Below are 18,415 nucleotides of genomic sequence, written 5' to 3' on the forward strand. Positions count from 1 at the left end.
ATATTAATATAAGGAACCATATAAGGAGGAATCATATGAAGATATTGTTTGATACAATCGCAGAATCAGCGATCAAGAATTTTAAAGGGGGAGAAGGAACATTCCATGTGCATATGTTTCAGGATATGAATAACAAGATCATGAAGGGCAGACTTGTGCCTGGTTCATCGATCGGAACACATACGCATGAGACAAACAGTGAAATCATTTATGTACTTTCCGGTGTCGGAACGATGGAATATGAGGACACCAAAGAGAAGCTGTATCCGGGCGACTGCCATTATTGTCCGCAAGGTGCAACCCACAGCCTGTCAAATGAAGGCGCCGAAGACCTCATATTCTTCGCCGTTGTACCTGAACACGAGCACTAGAGTCGTCAAACATACTCCTAAGGTTTATATGATTGCTAATGTTAGTATATAAACAGATAAGAGACAGGGGCAGAGGATATATATTTTATGAAGCAGACCTGTTCGAACGTCGGTCCTTGGTGAACTGCATAAGCAGTGAGCCTAGTACCGCTACGTGATAACTGAGACCTTAGCGAGGCTCTGCCGAGGTTAGTTCGAAGTTATACAGAGTAGAATAGAACGGGAGTGTTCTGCGGAATAAAGATATATATCCTCTGCCCCTGTCTCTTATCGTTCGGTTATCATACAGCCACCACCTCACACACTGTGAGGACGTTGCCGTTGATGTGGAAGCGCACGTCGAAGCCTGCGAAGGCGACGCCATATCTGCGGTCGGGATCGTGCTGGTAGCCGGGACGCGGATCTTCTGCAAGAATGCCGATCAGGGCAGGACGCTTGGCTTCCGGGATTATTGCCAGAAGCTCCGGCGGAAAGATGACATCCAGTTTTTCCGTATGAATGTGTTCGGTAAAACCGCCGGTGGCATCCGGGTGGCAGTCCGTATATGGAATATAAGGTTTGATATCATATACAGGAGTACCGTTTAACAGATCGACACCGGAGATATGAAGGATTGGACCATAGTCATCGGTGTATTCAATTCCTGTCAGTTTAACAGAAGACAGACCTATATTATTTGGGCGGAACGGCGATCTGGTCGCGAATACGCCCATTCTTTTATTGCCGCCAAGTTTTGGCGGCTTTACTGTTGCACTCCAGTTCTGCCGTTTGGCTTTATGGAATTCCCACAGGATCCAGATGTGAGAGAAATCCTCCAGCCCCCGGAAGGCTTCCGGCTGCCGGTATTCCGGCAGAAAAACAATCGTTCCGGTCAGTTCATCCACCAGACCACTCTGTCTGGGAATCCCAAATTTTTCCTGAAAATCTGTATATACATGTCCGATGATATTCATATCGTTATTTTCTTTATCCTTCGTAAAACGAAATTGTATCTGCAGTTCATAGTAACATGAAAATTTTTTATTTTCCACAGAAATCCATAAGATGACTTTTTCATGATTTTACATTTCTTCCGTTTACACAAAGTTTTTACTTTTCCTTTACTTTGGGATGGTGATGTTTTTTACATAGATGCCGTATGATAATCCTGCGATCCGGAAAAGGGCGCGCGATCCGGTTTCGCAATTTACATAATTTTGAATGGATCAGAAAGATGAACGATTCTGAGTCCAAAGAGTCAATTGGAGGAAAATTAAAATGAAAAAAGGAAATAAGATTTTAGCGGTAACATTAAGTGCAGCACTTGCGGCAGGATGCCTTGCAGGATGTGGAAGTAAAGGTGGTTCAGATTCCAAGAGTGGAAGTTTTGATACAGTACAGGAGATCTCAGTTGTATCCAGAGAGGAAGGCTCAGGTACAAGAGGCGCATTTGTGGAACTGACCGGTGTAGAAGAAAAGGACGCAGATGGAAATAAAGTTGATAAGACAACTACGAGCGCGATTACAGCAAACAGTACAGAAGTAGTTCTCACAACAGTTGCAGGAGACGATTATTCGATTGGTTATATCTCACTTGGAGCATTAAATGATACCGTAAAGGCAGTTAAGATCGGCGGCGTTGAAGCAACGGCAGATAATATCAACAACGGTACATACACCTTATCAAGACCATTTAACATCGTGACAAAGGGTCAGGTAAGTGATGTAGCACAGGATTTTATCAACTACATTATGAGTGAAGACGGACAGAAGATCGTATCAAGCAATGGTTACATTGAGATTGCAAACTCCGGAGCTTTCAAGTCATCAGGAGCAACCGGTAAGATCGTAATTGCCGGATCATCATCTGTAACTCCTGTTATGGAGAAATTAACAGAGGCATATAAGGCAGTCAACAGTGGTGCGGATATCGAGCTTCAGGAATCTGATTCAACAACAGGTATTACAGCAGCGGCAGATGGTACATGTGATATCGGTATGGCATCCAGAGAACTGAAGGATAGCGAGACAAGTGAAGGCCTTACAGCTACTGTAATCGCAATGGATGGTATCGCAGTTATTGTAAATAAGAATAACCCTGCAACTGATTTAACGACCGATCAGGTAAAATCAATCTTTACAGGAGAAGCAGCAACCTGGGCAGATGTCAAATAGTAAGGAGTGTCCTCTATGCAAAAGTTTAAAGAAATATTCATGCATATCGTATTCCTGTTAGCGGCATTTGTATCGATAGCAGCGGTTTTATTGATCTGTGTGTTCTTATTTGCAAGTGGTATTCCTGCCATGAAGGAAATCGGCCTGACTGATTTCCTCTTTGGCAAAGTCTGGAGACCGACCAATGATTATTTTGGTATTCTTCCATTTATTCTTGGCAGTATCTACGTTACAGCCGGGGCAATCGTGATCGGCGTTCCGATCGGACTTCTGACAGCGATATTTTTATCAAAGTTCTGTCCGCCAAAAGCATATAAGATCATTAAACCATTTATCAATCTGATGGCTGGAATCCCATCGGTTGTATACGGATTTTTTGGAATGTGTGTACTTGTTCCGGCAGTCAGACAGATTTTCGGAGTGAACGGAAATACAATGCTTACCGCATCTGTACTGCTTGGCATCATGATACTTCCGACGATCATCAGTGTATCTGAAACTTCGATCAGTGCTGTCCCGGATAAATATTATCAGGGTGCATTAGCACTTGGAGCGACACATGAAAGAAGTGTATTCCTTACTGTAGTGCCGGCTGCAAGATCCGGTATCATGGCAGCAATCATCTTGGGCGTTGGTCGTGCGATCGGTGAGACAATGGCTGTTATCATGGTGGCGGGAAATCAGGTTCATATGCCGAAAGGGTTGATGAAGGGCGTTAGAACCATGACTGCAAATATTGTAATGGAAATGGGCTATGCCCAGGATCTTCACAGAGAAGCCTTAATCGCAACAGGTGTTGTATTGTTTGTATTCATTCTGATCATTAACCTGCTGTTTTCGATTTTAAAAAGAAAGACGGTGAACTAAATGGGAAAAAGAAATTTACTTGCGGAATATAAAAGACGTCCCGGCTCACTGATCCTTCGGATACTTGTTTATCTGGCAGCAGCTTTGACGTTGGTTTGTATTGCTTTTATTTTGGTCTATATTCTTGCAAAAGGAATTCCGAATCTGACACCGGATCTGTTCAAGTTGGAATATACATCGGATAATTGCTCGATGCTTCCGGCATTGTTTAATACGTTGTTTATGACATTACTGTCATTGCTGATTGCGGGACCGATCGGTATCTTCGCAGCTATTTATCTGGTGGAGTATGCAAAATCAGGAAATAAGCTGGTTGGAATTGTACGTATCACTGCAGAGACGCTGACAGGCATTCCATCTATTGTATATGGTTTGTTTGGAATGATCTTATTTATGACAAAGCTTGGATGGGGATTGTCCCTGTTGTCCGGCGCATTTACACTGGCGATTATGGTGCTTCCGGTTATCATGAGAACAACAGAAGAAGCCTTGCTGGCTGTTCCAAAGTCGTACAGAGAAGGAAGCTTTGGACTTGGTGCAGGAAAACTTCGTACAGTATTTAAGGTTGTTTTACCGAGTGCTGTTCCGGGTATTTTATCCGGTGTTATCCTTGCAACCGGACGAATTGTCGGAGAGACAGCAGCGTTGATCTATACGGCAGGTAGTGTGCCGAGAATAGCGAAGAATGTATTTTCTTCCACACGAACCTTGTCCGTACATATGTATCTTCTTTCCAAAGAGGGGCTTCATACGGATCAGGCATATGCAACAGCCGTTGTTCTTCTTGTATTCGTAGTATTGATTAATTTCGCATCCGATGCAATTGCAAAGAAAATGTCGGCGAAAACAGAAAAAGACAGATAACAGATAGATATAAACGGAGATAAATCGATGAGCAATATAAAATTTGATGTAAAAAATCTGAATCTTCACTATGGTAAATTTCATGCGTTGAAAGATGTAAATATGGAAATACCGGAAAAACAGATTACAGCATTTATCGGACCTTCCGGATGCGGTAAATCAACATTCTTAAAATGTTTAAACCGTATGAATGATCTGGTGGAAGGTTGTAGCATCACGGGTGATGTGAAGTTGGATGGTGAAGATATATTTGACGGAATGGATGTAAATCTGTTAAGAAAACGGGTTGGAATGGTGTTCCAGAATCCGAATCCTTTCCCAATGAGTGTATATGACAATATAGCATATGGTCCAAGAACCCATGGTATCCATAGTAAAGAAAAGCTGGACGAGATCGTAGAGCGGTCTCTCAAGCAGGCAGCAATATGGGATGAATTAAAAGACAGACTGAAGAAATCGGCACTTGGTCTTTCCGGCGGACAGCAGCAGAGACTTTGCATCGCCAGAGCACTTGCGGTTGAACCGGAGGTCTTATTGATGGATGAACCGACATCTGCGCTTGACCCGATTTCTACGTCAAAGATCGAAGATCTTGCTATGGAGCTGAAGCATGATTATACGATTATCATGGTTACACATAATATGCAGCAGGCAACCCGTATTGCAGACAAGACAGCATTCTTCTTACTGGGTCAGGTGATCGAATTTGATGATACTGAGAAGATGTTCTCGAAACCACAGGATAAGAGAACTGAGGATTATATCACAGGAAGATTTGGTTAAAAGGAGTAAAGATAATGAGGACAAATTATGACAGACAGTTGAAAAAACTCAATGATGAAATGGTTGAGATGGGATCCATGATCGAGGGTGTGATCGAAAAGGCGATCAAAGCACTTGTAAATCAGGATGTTGATCTGGCACAGGAGGTTATCCGCAGGGATGATCAGATCGATCAGCAGGAAAAGGATATCGAGAGTCTGTGCTTTAAACTTCTTTTAATGGAGCAGCCGGTTGCAACAGATCTTCGTCAGGTTTCATCTGCGCTCAAAATGGTAACGGATATGGAACGTATCGGTGATCATGCAGCAGATATTTCTGAACTGACGATCCAGATGGCAGGCAAACCTTATGTAAAAGAATTGGAACATATTAAGGCAATGGCAAAAGAAAGCATGGTCATGTTGGTTGACAGTATAGAAGCATATGTGAATCTTGATCTTACAAAAGCAAGAAAAGTTATTGCGCAGGATGATGTGGTAGATGATCTGTTTATAAAAGTGAAGAGTGAATTGATCAATCTGATCCACAGGAATGCAGATGCAGGGGAACAGGAAACCGATCTTTTGATGGTTGCAAAATATCTGGAGCGGATTGGCGATCATGCAACGAATATTTCAGAATGGGTCATATATTATATAACAGGAGAACATATTTCCGGAAATTAAGAGTCTTATGGGATACAGAATCAGGAGGTGATTGTCATGAGACGTATATGGAATATGATAGCAGATGCCGGTAAAGGAAAAAGTAAACAGCACCTGATAAAAATGTTTTTGTTATTGAACAGTATCGTCTGGGGCGTGATCGCTGTGGTTGTAGCTGTCACGTTGAAAGGAATCGGGCTTATGTCATCATGGAGTATGGCAGAGAGCATTTTGGTATCGGCAGGATATGGTATTTGTCTGGTAGGACTGCTTGGCGGTATCGTATGTATTTTACAAAACGACGGTCCTGACAGAACGTATCTTGAACAGAGCCAGGAAGAATATTAAACGCATTCAGCATGAAATGTAAAATAAATTTTAAAATTTTACACAGACTTTACGTAGGAATCCTTTCCTTTTTACATACCTGTTATACGATGATGTGCGAAGGTACAAATGTCTAATTTATGTAAAAAGGAAGGAATTTTTTTATGAGTATTTTTGATGTACTTGCACTGTTTGGCGGACTTGCATTGTTTTTATTTGGTATGAACGTAATGGGAGACGGTCTGACCCGTGCGGCGGGCGGTAAGATGGAACGTATCCTTGAAAAGCTGACTTCAACGCCGATTAAAGGGGTGCTGCTTGGAGCGGCTGTAACAGCGGTTATTCAGTCATCATCGGCTACAACCGTTATGGTTGTTGGCTTTGTAAATTCCGGGATTATGAAACTGCGTCAGGCGGTCGGCATTATCATGGGTGCCAATATCGGTACGACAGTTACTTCCTGGATCTTAAGTTTGTCAGGAATTCAGGGAGACAGTATCTGGATCCAGATGTTAAAGCCATCCTCATTTTCTCCGATCCTAGCGGTTATCGGTATTGCATTTCTGATGTTTTCCAAGAATGAGAAAAAACATGATATTGGCATGATCTTTTTGGGATTTACGATCCTTATGTACGGAATGGATGCAATGAGCGGTGCGGTTGCTCCTCTTGCAGATGTTCCTGAATTTGCAAATGTGCTTTTAATGTTCTCAAATCCTATACTCGGAATGATCGTAGGAACATTATTTACAGCAATCATCCAGAGCTCATCGGCATCGGTTGGTATCTTACAGGCACTTTGCATGACAGGAGCAGTTACATATGGAACGGCACTTCCTATTATAATGGGACAGAATATCGGTACTTGTGTAACGGCATTATTATCCAGTATCGGAGCAAAGAAAAATGCGAAACGTGCAGCTTTTGTACATCTTTACTTTAATCTGATCGGAACCATTCTCTTTATGATCGTATTCTATTCGATCAATGCATTTGTAAATTTTGGTGTATTACAGGATATGGCAACTCCGGCTGGCATAGCAGTGATCCACAGTATTTTTAACATTCTGACAACAATTGTATTGCTTCCGTTTGGAAAGGGTCTTGAGAAGCTGGCAACTCTTACGATCCGTGAGAAGGAAGAACCTGTTGAGGAGATTGCGGAGCTTGTACCGTTAAAGCATCTGGATGCAAGATTTCTGGAGCAGCCGGCGTTTGCCGTTACACAGAGCATGGATGTTATGAATCAGATGGCAGGGTATTCAGCTGAAGCGTTATACGATTCATTAGAGTTGCTGAAGGATTATTCGGATGAGAAATGGCAACGTGTTGAAGCTTTGGAAGATATCGTAGACAAATACGAAGATGAACTCGGAACATATCTGGCGAAAGTCAGCGGAAAAGAACTGGCGGAGGAAGACAGCAAACGTGTATCCAATGGGCTTCATTGTATCGGAGATTTGGAGCGTATCTCCGACCATGCATTAGCAATCGCAGAAATTTATGCCAAGATGCACAAGGAAGAAATGGTGTTCTCAGATAAGGCAATGGCAGAATTAAATCTGTATTCAAATGCAGTTTATGAGATCATGAGCATGACCTGTAAAGCGCTGAATGAAGATGATATGAAGATAGCAAAGCGGATTGAACCATTGGAGGAAGTAATTAATGGACTGAATGCTACGATCAAAAAGCAGCATATCAAACGTCTGCAGAAGGGAAAATGTACGATCGAGCTTGGTATTGCCCTTGAAAATCTTCTGAATAATTATGAACGTGTGGCAGACCATTGTTCAAATGTGGCTGCATCATTGCTTCAGGTTAAGACAGACAGCTTTGATACGCATGAGTATCTAAACCGGGTCAAACAGGAATCAAATGTAGAGTTTCAGGCGATGTACAGCATGTATAAGGAAAAGTATAGTTTATAGTAAAGTATACAATATCATAAAGTGCAAATTACTTTGACCATATATTAGAAATATATTATTATAAATAAGAAAGAACAGAGACAGGAGGAACGGCAGATGCAGGCATTGATTTATATTGTAGAAGATGATATGAACATTCAGGAAATAGAAATGTTTGCCTTAAGGAACACGGGATACGTAACAGAAGGTTTTGCGAATGCGAAGAGTTTCTTTTCCAGAATAGCTGAGAAGATTCCGGATCTGATTCTGCTGGATATCATGTTACCGGATCAGGATGGACTGGAGATTGTCAGAAAGTTAAGAGAACGTCCGGAGACTGTGCGCGTGCCGATCATTCTTGTGACGGCAAAGACAACAGAACTTGATAAGGTAAAGGGACTGGATATCGGAGCAGATGATTATCTGACAAAGCCATTCGGCGTAATGGAGCTTATATCCAGAGTTAAAGCATTGCTTCGCAGAAGTAAGAGTATTCAGGAGGATCAGATTCTTCGACTGAAGAACGTAACCCTTGATTCCGAGAAACGTATCGTGCAGGTGAATGATGTTCCGTGTGAGTTGACCTTTAAGGAATTTGAATTGTTAAAGCTGCTAATGATCAACGCCGGAATTGTACTGCGGAGAGAAGTGATCATGATGGATGTGTGGGGAACGGATTACGAAGGTGAATCCAGAACTCTTGATATGCATATCAAGACGCTGCGCCAGAAACTGGGAGATGCAGGGAATATGATCAAGACAGTTCGTAATGTCGGATATAAGATGGAATGAGAATGGATAAGAATAAATAAGAAGAAACAGGAAAATCTTATAACAGAAGAATCTTATAACAGAAAGAACAGGTTTTTATGGAAGAACAGAAAGATAAAAAGGATAAGAAGGTCAGAAAAGACAAACGATTATCCAGCAAGATCAACAGTCGCTTTATAGCATTGACGCTGATTGCGATATTGTGTACGATGATACTTTCGACAACGGTTTATTATGATCTGTTTAAAAAGGAGATCATGCGCGATCTGGAAAATTACACACAGACCTTGAAGAGTGCAGGATTATTTGATGATATCAGTGAGCTTCGCAATGTAAGGATTAAGAATACAGAACTGCGTATTACATTAGTTGCACCGGATGGAACGGTTAAATATGATAACATGGCAGATCCGGAGTCCATGGGAAAACACAACGACAGACCGGAGATCGAGGAGGCATTTGAGAAAGGAGAAGGCGAGGATACCCGTCTTTCCCAGACGCTCAATATGAGCACATTCTACTATGCGATCCGGCTTTCAAATGGTTGTGTACTTCGTGTATCAAAGGAGACAAGCAGCATTGTCAGTGTATTTTTGAAGGGACTTCCAAGCATGACAGTTATTATGCTGGTGCTTGTGACTGCCGTGGTTCTGATATCACGATATCTGACAAAGAGTATCGTCCGTCCGATCGGACAGATGGCAAAGGATCTGGATCATATTGATGATATTAACGCCTATAAGGAGATCCGTCCATTGATTGATACAATTAGGGAACAGCATAGTGATATTATGGAGAATGCACAGATGCGACAGGAATTTACGGCAAATGTATCTCATGAGTTAAAAACACCTCTGACAGCGATCTCCGGTTATTCTGAGCTGATTGAAAACGGGATGGCGACAGATGGTGATGTCAGACGATTTGCTACAGAGATCCATCGTAATTCAAATCGGCTGCTTACCCTTATCAATGACATTATTCGTCTGTCAGAGCTTGATGTAACAGAGAATGCACCATCTATGGAACGGATCGATCTGTGCGCGGTTGCAAGATCGAATGTGGATATGCTGATGCTGTCGGCAGAAAAACATAACGTTACATTGAAGTTTTCCGGTCAGCCAAGTTATATTATGGGTAATAAGATGATGATGGAAGAACTGGTATACAATCTGACCGATAATGCGATCCGATATAATAAACCGGATGGAACCGTAGAAGTAACTGTGTATTCTTATGAGAAAGATCATTCAGTTGTCATGAAGGTGAAGGATACCGGTATCGGAATACCTGAGGGGCATCTGGGGCTGGTGTTCCAGAGATTCTACCGGGTCGATAAGAGTCGGTCGAAGTCGACCGGAGGAACCGGTCTCGGACTTGCGATCGTAAAACACATCGTAGCGCAGCATGATGCGAAGCTTGATATAACAAGTGAACCGAATGTGGGGACAGAGATAACGATCACCTTTCAGAGCAGATAAAAAGACAAGGAAAAGGAGCCTGTAAGAAGTTAGGAAACAGGCTCCTTTGATTTATAAGTATTCACACACACCGATTTGAAATTCAAGATTGTATGTTATTTACTATTCTGATACTATATTAACACACGCTATTTTAAATTTCAAGGTAAAAATGTAAGAAATGCACAATTCATTTTATTAAAAATATACAAAACTTTACCGACATAAGAAATTTTAAGGCGTGAAAAAGATGAAAATACGATTTACCACTGGTAATTTTCGGTTTTTGTTGTATATATATAGTGAATGGAAAAATGATAGGACAATGAGTTAAACAGGTTGATTTAGACACAGATAGGAGGTTTTTAACATGTCATTAAATGATTATGTAAAAGCGCAGAAGCTTGGTGAAAAGAGATATCAGGCTGCACTTTCCAAAAATGAATATCCATATCTGCCGGTACTGGATGAACTGATCACGAATTCCGATATTGCAGGCGAAGTAAATCTTGGTTTACAGCATATTTCTCTCGATCGGGTTGTAGGTACAGCGACAAAAGGCCGTACTACAGCATTTGCAAGTAACTTCATGCCTATATTAGATGCGAATTCTGAATTCGGAAATAAATGGTCATCTCTCTGTGACTCTCATATAGAAGAAGGAATCCATGATCCGATCAAAGTATATGAATATATGAATAAATTCTATGTCATAGAGGGAAATAAGCGTGTCAGTGTACTGAAATATTTCGGTGCGGATTCTGTCCCTGCGATGGTAACCAGAAAGCTGCCGAAGCGGACAGATGAGCTGGAAAACAAGATTTATTATGAATTTGTAGATTTCCATAAGCAGACAGGAATCAACTATATATGGTTCACACAGCTTGGCGGATATGACAAATTAAGAGAATATATAGGATTGACACCGGATGGTGAATTTACGGATGATGATCGTATGAACCTGAATTCGGCACATCTGGCATTTGATACAGCATACAGGCAGAAAAACGGCAGTGACAGTCTTCCAATCACGGTAGATGATGCGATGCTTGTATTTTTAAATGTATATGGATACAGGGCATTACAGGATATGTCCTATGATGAGGTAAAGGCAAATCTGGAAAAGGTCTGGGACGAGATCGTGCTAAGTGCACAGAAGAAGAAGATGACGATCGTTCCGAAGCTGGAACCGGTAGAGTCAAAGAAGAAACTGTTCAGTATCACGCCGGTACCGAAGAAGCTTAAGATTGCATTTGTTTATGATAAAGAGCCTGAGAATTCTGTATGGATCTACAGCCATGATCTCGGAAGAATGGGCGTAGAAGGCAAATTCAAGGATCGGGTTGAGACACATACTTTTTCGAATATGGATGATAATACGAAGCTTGCAGAATGCCTGGAGCAGATTGCACAGGACAAATTCGATGTTGTATTTACAACCGGTCCGGAGATGCTTCCGGAGTCATTAAAGGCAGCGATCAAATATCCGGAATTGAAGATATTAAACTGCTCGTTAAATGTATCGACCAGCCATGTCAGAACGTATTATGCGAGAATGTATGAGGCGAAGTTTATAACCGGTATTATCGCAGGTTCACTCTGTGAGGATGGCAGGATCGGTTATGTGGCTGATTATCCGATCTATGGAACGACGGCGAACATCAACGCATTTGCGATGGGAGCAAAGTTTGTGAATCCAAGAGCGAAGATCTATCTGGAGTGGTCAAAGGTCAAAGGCTCCGATCCGAAGAAACGGTTTAAGGAACTGGGCATTTCTTATGTATCCGATAAGGATATGATCACACCGCTTACGGCCTCCCGTGAATTCGGTCTGTATTCCTGCGATGGGGACGAGATATCGAACCTTGCGATGCCATTTTACAACTGGCGCATATTTTATGAGAAGATCGTTCAGTTGATTCTGGATGGTAACTGGAAGCTGGAAGAAAAGAACGAGAAAGTAAAGGTTCTGAATTACTGGTGGGGCATGTCTGCCGGAGTGATCGATGTGATCTGTTCGAACCATCTTCCGGTTGGAACAGCCAGACTGGTAAATCTGATGAAACAGCTGATCAAGGATGGTACGGTAAGTCCATTCTACGGCAAGCTCTATTCACAGAATGGAGTGGTTCGTGATGATGAAGATGGTGAGATGAGCCCTGAGGAGATCATGAAGATGGATTGGCTGGCAGATATTGTTGTCGGTTCGATCCCGACTCTGGATGAGCTGGTAGAAGATGCCAGAGATGTTGTTACCTTCCAGGGAGTAAATACGCCGGAAAATCTGGAATTGAAAAAAACTACAGACATAGTATAATAAGGCTATGCGGGTCTTGCGATCCGGAGTACGAATGTAGATGAGCGTGTTTTCTTTATGGAAACAGGCGGGGTACAGTTTCGTAGAAAAGAAAAGAAAACACGGAGATACGGATATGAAGATTCTTGTTCTGGCGGATGCAGAATCAAAATACCTATGGGATTATTTTGATAAGAAAAAATTAGAAGAAATTGATCTGATCATTTCCTGCGGTGACCTTGCACCGCAGTATCTGTCGTTCCTTGCGACATTTACGCATGCTCCGGTTCTGTATGTATATGGAAACCACGATACCTGTTATGCAGACACACCACCGGATGGCTGTATCTGCATCGACGATCGAATCTATGTATATAAAGGAATACGGATCTTGGGTCTTGGAGGCTGCATGGAGTATCAGTACAATGGTGCGCCGCATCAGTATACCGAGAAAGCAATGGAGAAACGCATCCGTAAGCTGGGTCGGCAGATAAGAAAACATCGTGGATTTGATATTATGATCACGCATGCCCCTGCGTATCGGATCAATGATTCCGAGGATCTTTGTCATACCGGTTTCAAGTGCTTCCGGACAATGATCGAAGACTATCATCCGAAGTATCTGGTACATGGTCATGTGCATAGTAATTATGGCAGGGATTTTGCACGGGAATCCAGATACCTGGATACCACGATCATAAATGCATTTGAAAAATATATTATAGAAATAGATGAGACTGCCTTACAGGCAGCGAAATAGTCTTGCAAGCCAGGCGAAAGTTTGATAAACTTAAGCTTGGCTTAAATACTATATTCGAAAGGAGATAGAGGTTTGGAAAAGGGAAGTGCAGAGTACGAGAAAATTTTAGATGAACTGGTTGGTTATTGCAATGATTCAGGTACGATCGATCAGAACCTCTATGTTACATATGATGTTAAGAGAGGCCTCGTGATTCAAATGGAAAAGGTGTCTTAACAGGTCTGACAGAGATTTCAGATGTATCCGGTTTTGCAGTTCAGGATGGTGAGCTGGTGCCGGCAGATGGAAGACTCTATATTCAGGGATATAATATCGAAGATCTGGAACGTGGATTCCACGGAAGCAAGTTTGGCTTTGAGGAGACGATCTATCTGCTTTTATTCGGTGAACTGCCGACCAGAACTCAGTTTAATAAATTTAAGGAATTGATGGAGACGTTCCGGGAGCTCCCAAGAAAGTTTGCTCGTGATGTGATTTTAAAAGCACCAAGTAAGAATATGATGAATGTCTTACAGCGTTGTGTGCTTACTTTATATTCATATGATGACTGCCCGGATGACATCAGCATTCGAAATGTCCTTCGTCAAAGTATGGAACTGATTGCACAGTTTCCGCTGATCGCTGCATATGGCTATCAGGGCTATAAGCATTATTATCAGGATAAGAGTCTTATCATTCACAATCCGAAGCCGGGCCTTTCGACAGCAGAGAATTTCCTTCGCCTGATCCGTGCGGATAAGAAGTATACTGAGCTTGAAGCGCAGGTACTGGATATCTGTCTGGTGCTTCATTCAGAGCATGGTGGTGGTAACAACTCCACATTTACAACACATGTTATATCATCAACCGGAACTGATACCTATTCAACCGTTGCCGGTTCTCTCGGTTCTTTAAAAGGACCGAAGCATGGTGGTGCGAACCTGAAGGTTCAGCAGATGATGGATGACCTGAAGGCTCATGTAAAAGACTGGAGCGATGAAGCGGCGATCCGTGAATATCTTCAGGGACTGCTTGATAAGAAGGGCTTTGATCATAGCGGTCTGATCTATGGTATGGGACATGCTGTTTATACGGTGTCCGATCCAAGAGCCAAGATCCTGAAGCGTTATGCCGGAAGACTTGCAGAAGAAAAGGGTATGCAGGAGGAGTTCAAGTTGTACACGGATATTGAACGGATCTCTATGGAGCTTCTTGCAAAGAAGCGAAACTCCGTTATCTCTGCAAATGTCGATTTCTACAGTGGATTTGTATATCGTATGCTTGATATACCGATTGAACTGTTTACTCCAATCTTCGCGATTGCAAGAATCGCAGGCTGGAGCGCACATAGAATAGAAGAGTTGGTAAATGCCGGTAAGATCATCCGTCCGGCTTACAAATATGTCGGAACGCATAAGACATATCTGGATATGGACGAGAGAAACTGGTAAAGAATACAGCACCGGTGCTTAAGAGATGCTGTGTTGTTAAGAATATGAAATAAAAATGGAAGCCTGTATTACTATTATGAAGCAAGCCTAGCCGAATGTCGGTCCTTAGCGATCCGCCGTCAGACGGGAGCTTAGTACCGCTACATGAGGTTAGCGCGAAAGCATCTTGCGGAATAATAGGTAATACAGGCTTCCATTTTTTATTTCATATTCTATCCGGGGGTTATCGGCACCATCTTCCGGCAGCGCCGCATGGCAGTACCAGACCGGAGCCTGTAACCGGAAGTCCTACTTCGTCGGAGATAACATGACCGCCGAATTTAGACTGTACCTCGGTTGCTATCATATAGGTAAGAACGGCTGGTGCAAGTCCGGTCGTATAGGAATTGACCAGGAAGAAAAGCGGATCATCGCAGAGCAGCTCGCTGCACAGCTTGATAAACGGATGTATCTTTTCTTCGATCTTCCAGATCTCGCCCTTTGGTCCTCGGCCGTAGGATGGTGGGTCCATAATGATCGCATCATAGTGATTGCCACGGCGGATCTCACGTTCTACGAATTTTACACAGTCATCAACGATCCAGCGGATCGGGGCATCTCCGAGTCCGGATGAGACTGCATTTTCCTTTGCCCATGTAACCATGCCCTTAGAAGCATCAACATGAGTAACTGCCGCACCTGCTTTTGCTGCCGCACAGGTTGCACCGCCGGTGTAAGAGAAAAGGTTTAATACCTTGATCTCTTTCTTTTTCGATGAGCGGATCAGGTCAGAGAACCAGTCCCAGTTGGCTGCCTGTTCCGGAAACAGACCGGTGTGTTTGAAGCTGAATGGTTTTAGGTTAAAGGTCAGATCTTTATAATGAATCGACCATTGCTGCGGAAGGTTAAAGAACTCCCATTCACCGCCGCCCTTATTGCTGCGGTGGTAGTGACCATTTAGTTGCTTCCAGCGTTTATCTGTTTTTGGAGTTGACCACAGAACCTGTGGATCGGGACGAAGGAGAATGTATTTGCCCCATCGTTCCAGTTTTTCTCCATCTGAACAATCTATTACTTCATAATCCTGCCAGTGATCGGCTGTCCACATAATCGATATCCTCGTTTCGTTTGAAATATTTATATAAAACTACTATATTATAAGGTGCAGTCATTTTCAAGTCAACGATGAAATCTGCATAGAAAGAAAATGAAATCGGCATATAAGGAAAACAAATTGACCGATATCTGCCGGGGTGATAAAATCACAGCAGTAGAGCAAAACGAAAATATATAATTGCAATAGATAATTTGGAATATAATGAATGCCAAATTATTTGCTCGTGAAAATGTTAATTATGTGAAGGACATTTCATGAGCTGTGTTTCACAAAATGATAAGCAGATACAAGACAGAAAACATGGAGAAATATATGGATATTATAAAAGAGATCGCGGAGACACATCCACATAAGGTCGTACTGAGCAATGGAAAGGGAGAATACAAGAAGATCATATTTGCCCGAAAGGTATTAAAGGGCAGAAATGCATACCAGCTTGAGAAATATACACAGACGCAGGTCTTTCATGAGAATATCGAAGAAGGAAGGCTGGCAGAGCATATTGCGATGCATTTTCCGGCAGAGTTTAAGCAGATGAATGCATTTTCTCTGACGACAGATTATGATGTAAAAGCAGGCAAAAAAGGAAATCTGGCAGTCAGCCGCAGACAGGCGGAGAATAAGACGATATTGGTCGGCGGTAATAATCGCAAGAAGAAATATATTCTGGATGAGGGAATGGATATTCCTGCATTCCGGGAGCTTGGAATATTTACCAAAGAGGGAAAAGTAGTTTCCTCCATGTATGATAAGTTCCGTCAGATCAACCGCTTTATCGAGATGGTCGATGATGTGTTAAAGACTTATAAAGGCGATGAGATCAACATTATTGATTTTGGATGCGGCAAATCCTATCTGACTTTCTTCTTATATTATTATATAGTAGAGATCCGTCATATGACGGCACATATCACAGGGCTTGATCTGAAAGAACAGGTAATAAAGAACTGTAATAAGCTGGCAGAAAAATGCGGATATACAGATCTGAAGTTTAAAATCGGTGATATTAATGGATACCGGACAGACCGTAAGGTGGATATGGTAGTGACCTTGCATGCCTGTGATACGGCAACTGACTATGCGCTCTATAATGCGATCTGCTGGAACACGACATACATCTTATCTGTTCCGTGCTGCCAGCATGAGTTAAATAAACAGATCCGGTCGGAGGAGTTGTCGGCACTGACCAAGTACGGAATCATCAAGGAACGGACAGCAGCATTGATGACTGATGCGATCCGTGGATGTATGCTGGAATATTGTGGATATAAGACAGATCTGTTGGAATTTATTGATATTGAACATTCACCTAAAAATATTCTGATCCGGGCAGTGAAGAAACCGGTATCAGAGGAGAAACGGGAGCGGGCAAAAGCAGAAGCGGAACGGTTGTGCCGGACCTTTGGCATTCACCAGACTCTGATGCAGCTTGTGCTGACGGAAGAAAGGAGCCATTCATGAAGCGAATTTTAATATATGATTGTAATACAGTGGATACCGTTTATGCACCGCTTGTATGCAGAGAGATCATGATTCAGGATGATCTGATCGACCGTCTGGCATGCGGCTATGTTTCAAAAGCTTCGAAAGAAGAACTGCAGAAGCAGGGATTTCGCGTGATGGGAGCAGAAGAACGGGGGAATCATGCCGGCTGCACTTTTATAACAGAATTGGTTGCCCATGCATTTGACCGGCAGGTCGAAGGAATCGATATTGTGACCGATGATGATACGATCCTGGCGGCAGTTGTAAAGGCACAGGAGCAGGGCAAGAATATTCGGGTATTTGGCAGTAACGCACACAGCGAATCGTTTATCCGCAGAAGTAATCGCTTCTGTTATATAGATATTTTGCAGGGCTATGAACCGGAACAGTGTCTGACACCATTATCAGAGATTGTATCTGATGTCTACCGCATTATAATAGAAGAAAGAGCTTCGGGTATCTGTACAGAACTGGCAGGATTGATATATAAGCTCACAAAGCTGCACACAGAATTCGATACCAGAAACTATGGATATACCAGCATGGAAGAACTAATCCTGAAAAATGGAAAAGATATTCAATTCTATAAAGCTGGAGAGCAGTATTATCTCGAGATGATCGATGACCGGGAAAACGTAGAACACTTTATCACATCGTATCTGTCAGAACGGAATAACAAGATAGATGATATGCAGGAGCTGTTTGATGCATTATCAGAAGAATTCGAACGATTTGATACCAGAAATTATGGTTACGCATCGGATATCGCTTTTCTTTTAAGTTTCCCGAAGCTGGAAATATATAATAACAGGGGCGTGAAGCTGAAACAGAGCTTTAAGCTGAAATAAGCGATAACGTTTCTATTGTGCATTATATATAGAAGAAACAGATAAAATATAACAGTATGACGGATGAAGAAATGCAGGGAAATATAATAAAAAAATTCTTAAAAAATATAGAAAAAATGCTTGCATTCCGCAAAAACGTGTTATATAATCAAACGTGCTGTGACATGATAGCGTTGAAACGGAGGTTGCTGTATCGTATAGATACAGGTTTTTCGTGGAGCGAATGTCAATAAAAAATTACTGACGACAAGTCACTGTACCAATAACTGTCTATCAAAAGGATAGAAACGACGTGTTGATTCTGATTTAATTCAGGATACACACGGGAGAGTGTACAGTCACCACTTGT

18 protein-coding genes are annotated in these 18,415 nt (G+C 42.2%); 16 read left to right on the top strand and 2 right to left on the bottom strand.

Annotated elements, in window-relative coordinates; translation table 11 throughout:
• Positions 1–35 precede the first annotated feature (35 nt).
• Positions 36–371, top strand: a complete 336-nt coding sequence (locus DW959_RS12800; RefSeq protein WP_117822144.1) for a cupin domain-containing protein — start codon at positions 36–38, stop codon at positions 369–371.
• Positions 372–652: 281 nt separating this feature from the next.
• Here DW959_RS12800 and tsaA read toward each other — a convergent pair whose 3' ends face one another.
• Positions 653–1,324 carry a tRNA (N6-threonylcarbamoyladenosine(37)-N6)-methyltransferase TrmO gene (gene tsaA / locus DW959_RS12805; RefSeq protein WP_118616339.1) on the bottom strand — a complete coding sequence of 224 codons (672 nt, stop codon included), beginning with the start codon at positions 1,322–1,324 and terminating at the stop codon, positions 653–655.
• 304 nt (positions 1,325–1,628) lie between these two features.
• Here tsaA and DW959_RS12810 point away from each other — a divergent pair, with 304 nt between their 5' ends.
• The 13 genes from DW959_RS12810 to DW959_RS12865 all read left to right on the top strand — a co-directional run bounded on the left by DW959_RS12810 (position 1,629) and on the right by DW959_RS12865 (position 14,637).
• Entirely contained in the window at positions 1,629–2,525 is an 897-nt protein-coding gene (locus tag DW959_RS12810) for a substrate-binding domain-containing protein (RefSeq protein WP_117807154.1), read from the top strand.
• A 15-nt stretch (positions 2,526–2,540) separates the two neighbouring features.
• The gene (pstC, locus tag DW959_RS12815) at positions 2,541–3,392 is read left to right on the top strand and encodes a phosphate ABC transporter permease subunit PstC (protein WP_117807155.1); all 852 of its coding nucleotides are present in this window, start codon (positions 2,541–2,543) and stop codon (positions 3,390–3,392) included.
• On the top strand, positions 3,393–4,256 hold the full coding sequence (pstA, locus tag DW959_RS12820; RefSeq protein ID WP_118616341.1) for a phosphate ABC transporter permease PstA: 864 nt from the start codon (positions 3,393–3,395) through the stop codon (positions 4,254–4,256). It abuts the gene before it with no gap.
• 27 nt (positions 4,257–4,283) lie between these two features.
• Entirely contained in the window at positions 4,284–5,039 is a 756-nt protein-coding gene (gene pstB, locus DW959_RS12825; RefSeq protein ID WP_118616343.1) for a phosphate ABC transporter ATP-binding protein PstB, read from the top strand.
• Between the two features lie 14 nt (positions 5,040–5,053).
• Positions 5,054–5,704, top strand: coding sequence for a phosphate signaling complex protein PhoU (gene phoU, locus DW959_RS12830; RefSeq protein ID WP_117807157.1), 651 nt, complete (start codon positions 5,054–5,056; stop codon positions 5,702–5,704).
• A gap of 36 nt (positions 5,705–5,740) precedes the next feature.
• Entirely contained in the window at positions 5,741–6,031 is a 291-nt protein-coding gene (locus tag DW959_RS12835) for a hypothetical protein (RefSeq protein ID WP_118616345.1), read from the top strand.
• 143 nt (positions 6,032–6,174) lie between these two features.
• On the top strand, positions 6,175–7,941 hold the full coding sequence (locus DW959_RS12840) for a Na/Pi cotransporter family protein (protein ID WP_118616347.1): 1,767 nt from the start codon (positions 6,175–6,177) through the stop codon (positions 7,939–7,941).
• A 96-nt stretch (positions 7,942–8,037) separates the two neighbouring features.
• Positions 8,038–8,712 (top strand): response regulator transcription factor, encoded by a 675-nt coding sequence (locus DW959_RS12845; RefSeq protein ID WP_118616349.1) that lies wholly within the window; start codon positions 8,038–8,040, stop codon positions 8,710–8,712.
• 77 nt (positions 8,713–8,789) lie between these two features.
• Positions 8,790–10,172, top strand: coding sequence for an ATP-binding protein (locus DW959_RS12850; protein ID WP_117807161.1), 1,383 nt, complete (start codon positions 8,790–8,792; stop codon positions 10,170–10,172).
• A 349-nt stretch (positions 10,173–10,521) separates the two neighbouring features.
• Positions 10,522–12,468: a BMP family ABC transporter substrate-binding protein gene (locus DW959_RS12855; RefSeq protein WP_118616351.1), complete on the top strand. Its 1,947-nt coding sequence runs from the start codon at positions 10,522–10,524 to the stop codon at positions 12,466–12,468.
• A 115-nt stretch (positions 12,469–12,583) separates the two neighbouring features.
• Positions 12,584–13,207 (top strand): metallophosphoesterase, encoded by a 624-nt coding sequence (locus DW959_RS12860; RefSeq protein ID WP_118616371.1) that lies wholly within the window; start codon positions 12,584–12,586, stop codon positions 13,205–13,207.
• A 72-nt stretch (positions 13,208–13,279) separates the two neighbouring features.
• The gene (locus tag DW959_RS15165; RefSeq protein WP_243015440.1) at positions 13,280–13,423 is read left to right on the top strand and encodes a hypothetical protein; all 144 of its coding nucleotides are present in this window, start codon (positions 13,280–13,282) and stop codon (positions 13,421–13,423) included.
• A 14-nt stretch (positions 13,424–13,437) separates the two neighbouring features.
• On the top strand, positions 13,438–14,637 hold the full coding sequence (locus DW959_RS12865) for a citrate synthase (RefSeq protein ID WP_347475363.1): 1,200 nt from the start codon (positions 13,438–13,440) through the stop codon (positions 14,635–14,637).
• A 223-nt stretch (positions 14,638–14,860) separates the two neighbouring features.
• On the opposite strand, the gene DW959_RS12870 is transcribed toward DW959_RS12865, so the two are convergent.
• A complete protein-coding gene (locus DW959_RS12870; protein ID WP_117822142.1) occupies positions 14,861–15,724 on the bottom strand; it encodes a class I SAM-dependent methyltransferase in 864 nt (287 codons plus the stop codon).
• 321 nt (positions 15,725–16,045) lie between these two features.
• Between DW959_RS12870 and DW959_RS12875 the strand changes: the two genes are divergently transcribed.
• Both DW959_RS12875 and DW959_RS12880 read left to right on the top strand, forming a co-directional pair.
• On the top strand, positions 16,046–17,194 hold the full coding sequence (locus tag DW959_RS12875; protein WP_226801050.1) for an SAM-dependent methyltransferase: 1,149 nt from the start codon (positions 16,046–16,048) through the stop codon (positions 17,192–17,194).
• Positions 17,191–18,066: an OST-HTH/LOTUS domain-containing protein gene (locus DW959_RS12880; protein WP_117822140.1), complete on the top strand. Its 876-nt coding sequence runs from the start codon at positions 17,191–17,193 to the stop codon at positions 18,064–18,066. Before DW959_RS12875 ends, DW959_RS12880 begins: the two co-directional genes overlap by 4 nt.
• Positions 18,067–18,415: the final 349 nt, after the last annotated feature.

It is taken from the genome of Clostridium sp. AM46-21, assembly GCF_003480025.1.
In the GTDB taxonomy this organism is placed as follows: domain Bacteria; phylum Bacillota; class Clostridia; order Lachnospirales; family Lachnospiraceae; genus Coprococcus; species Coprococcus ammoniilyticus.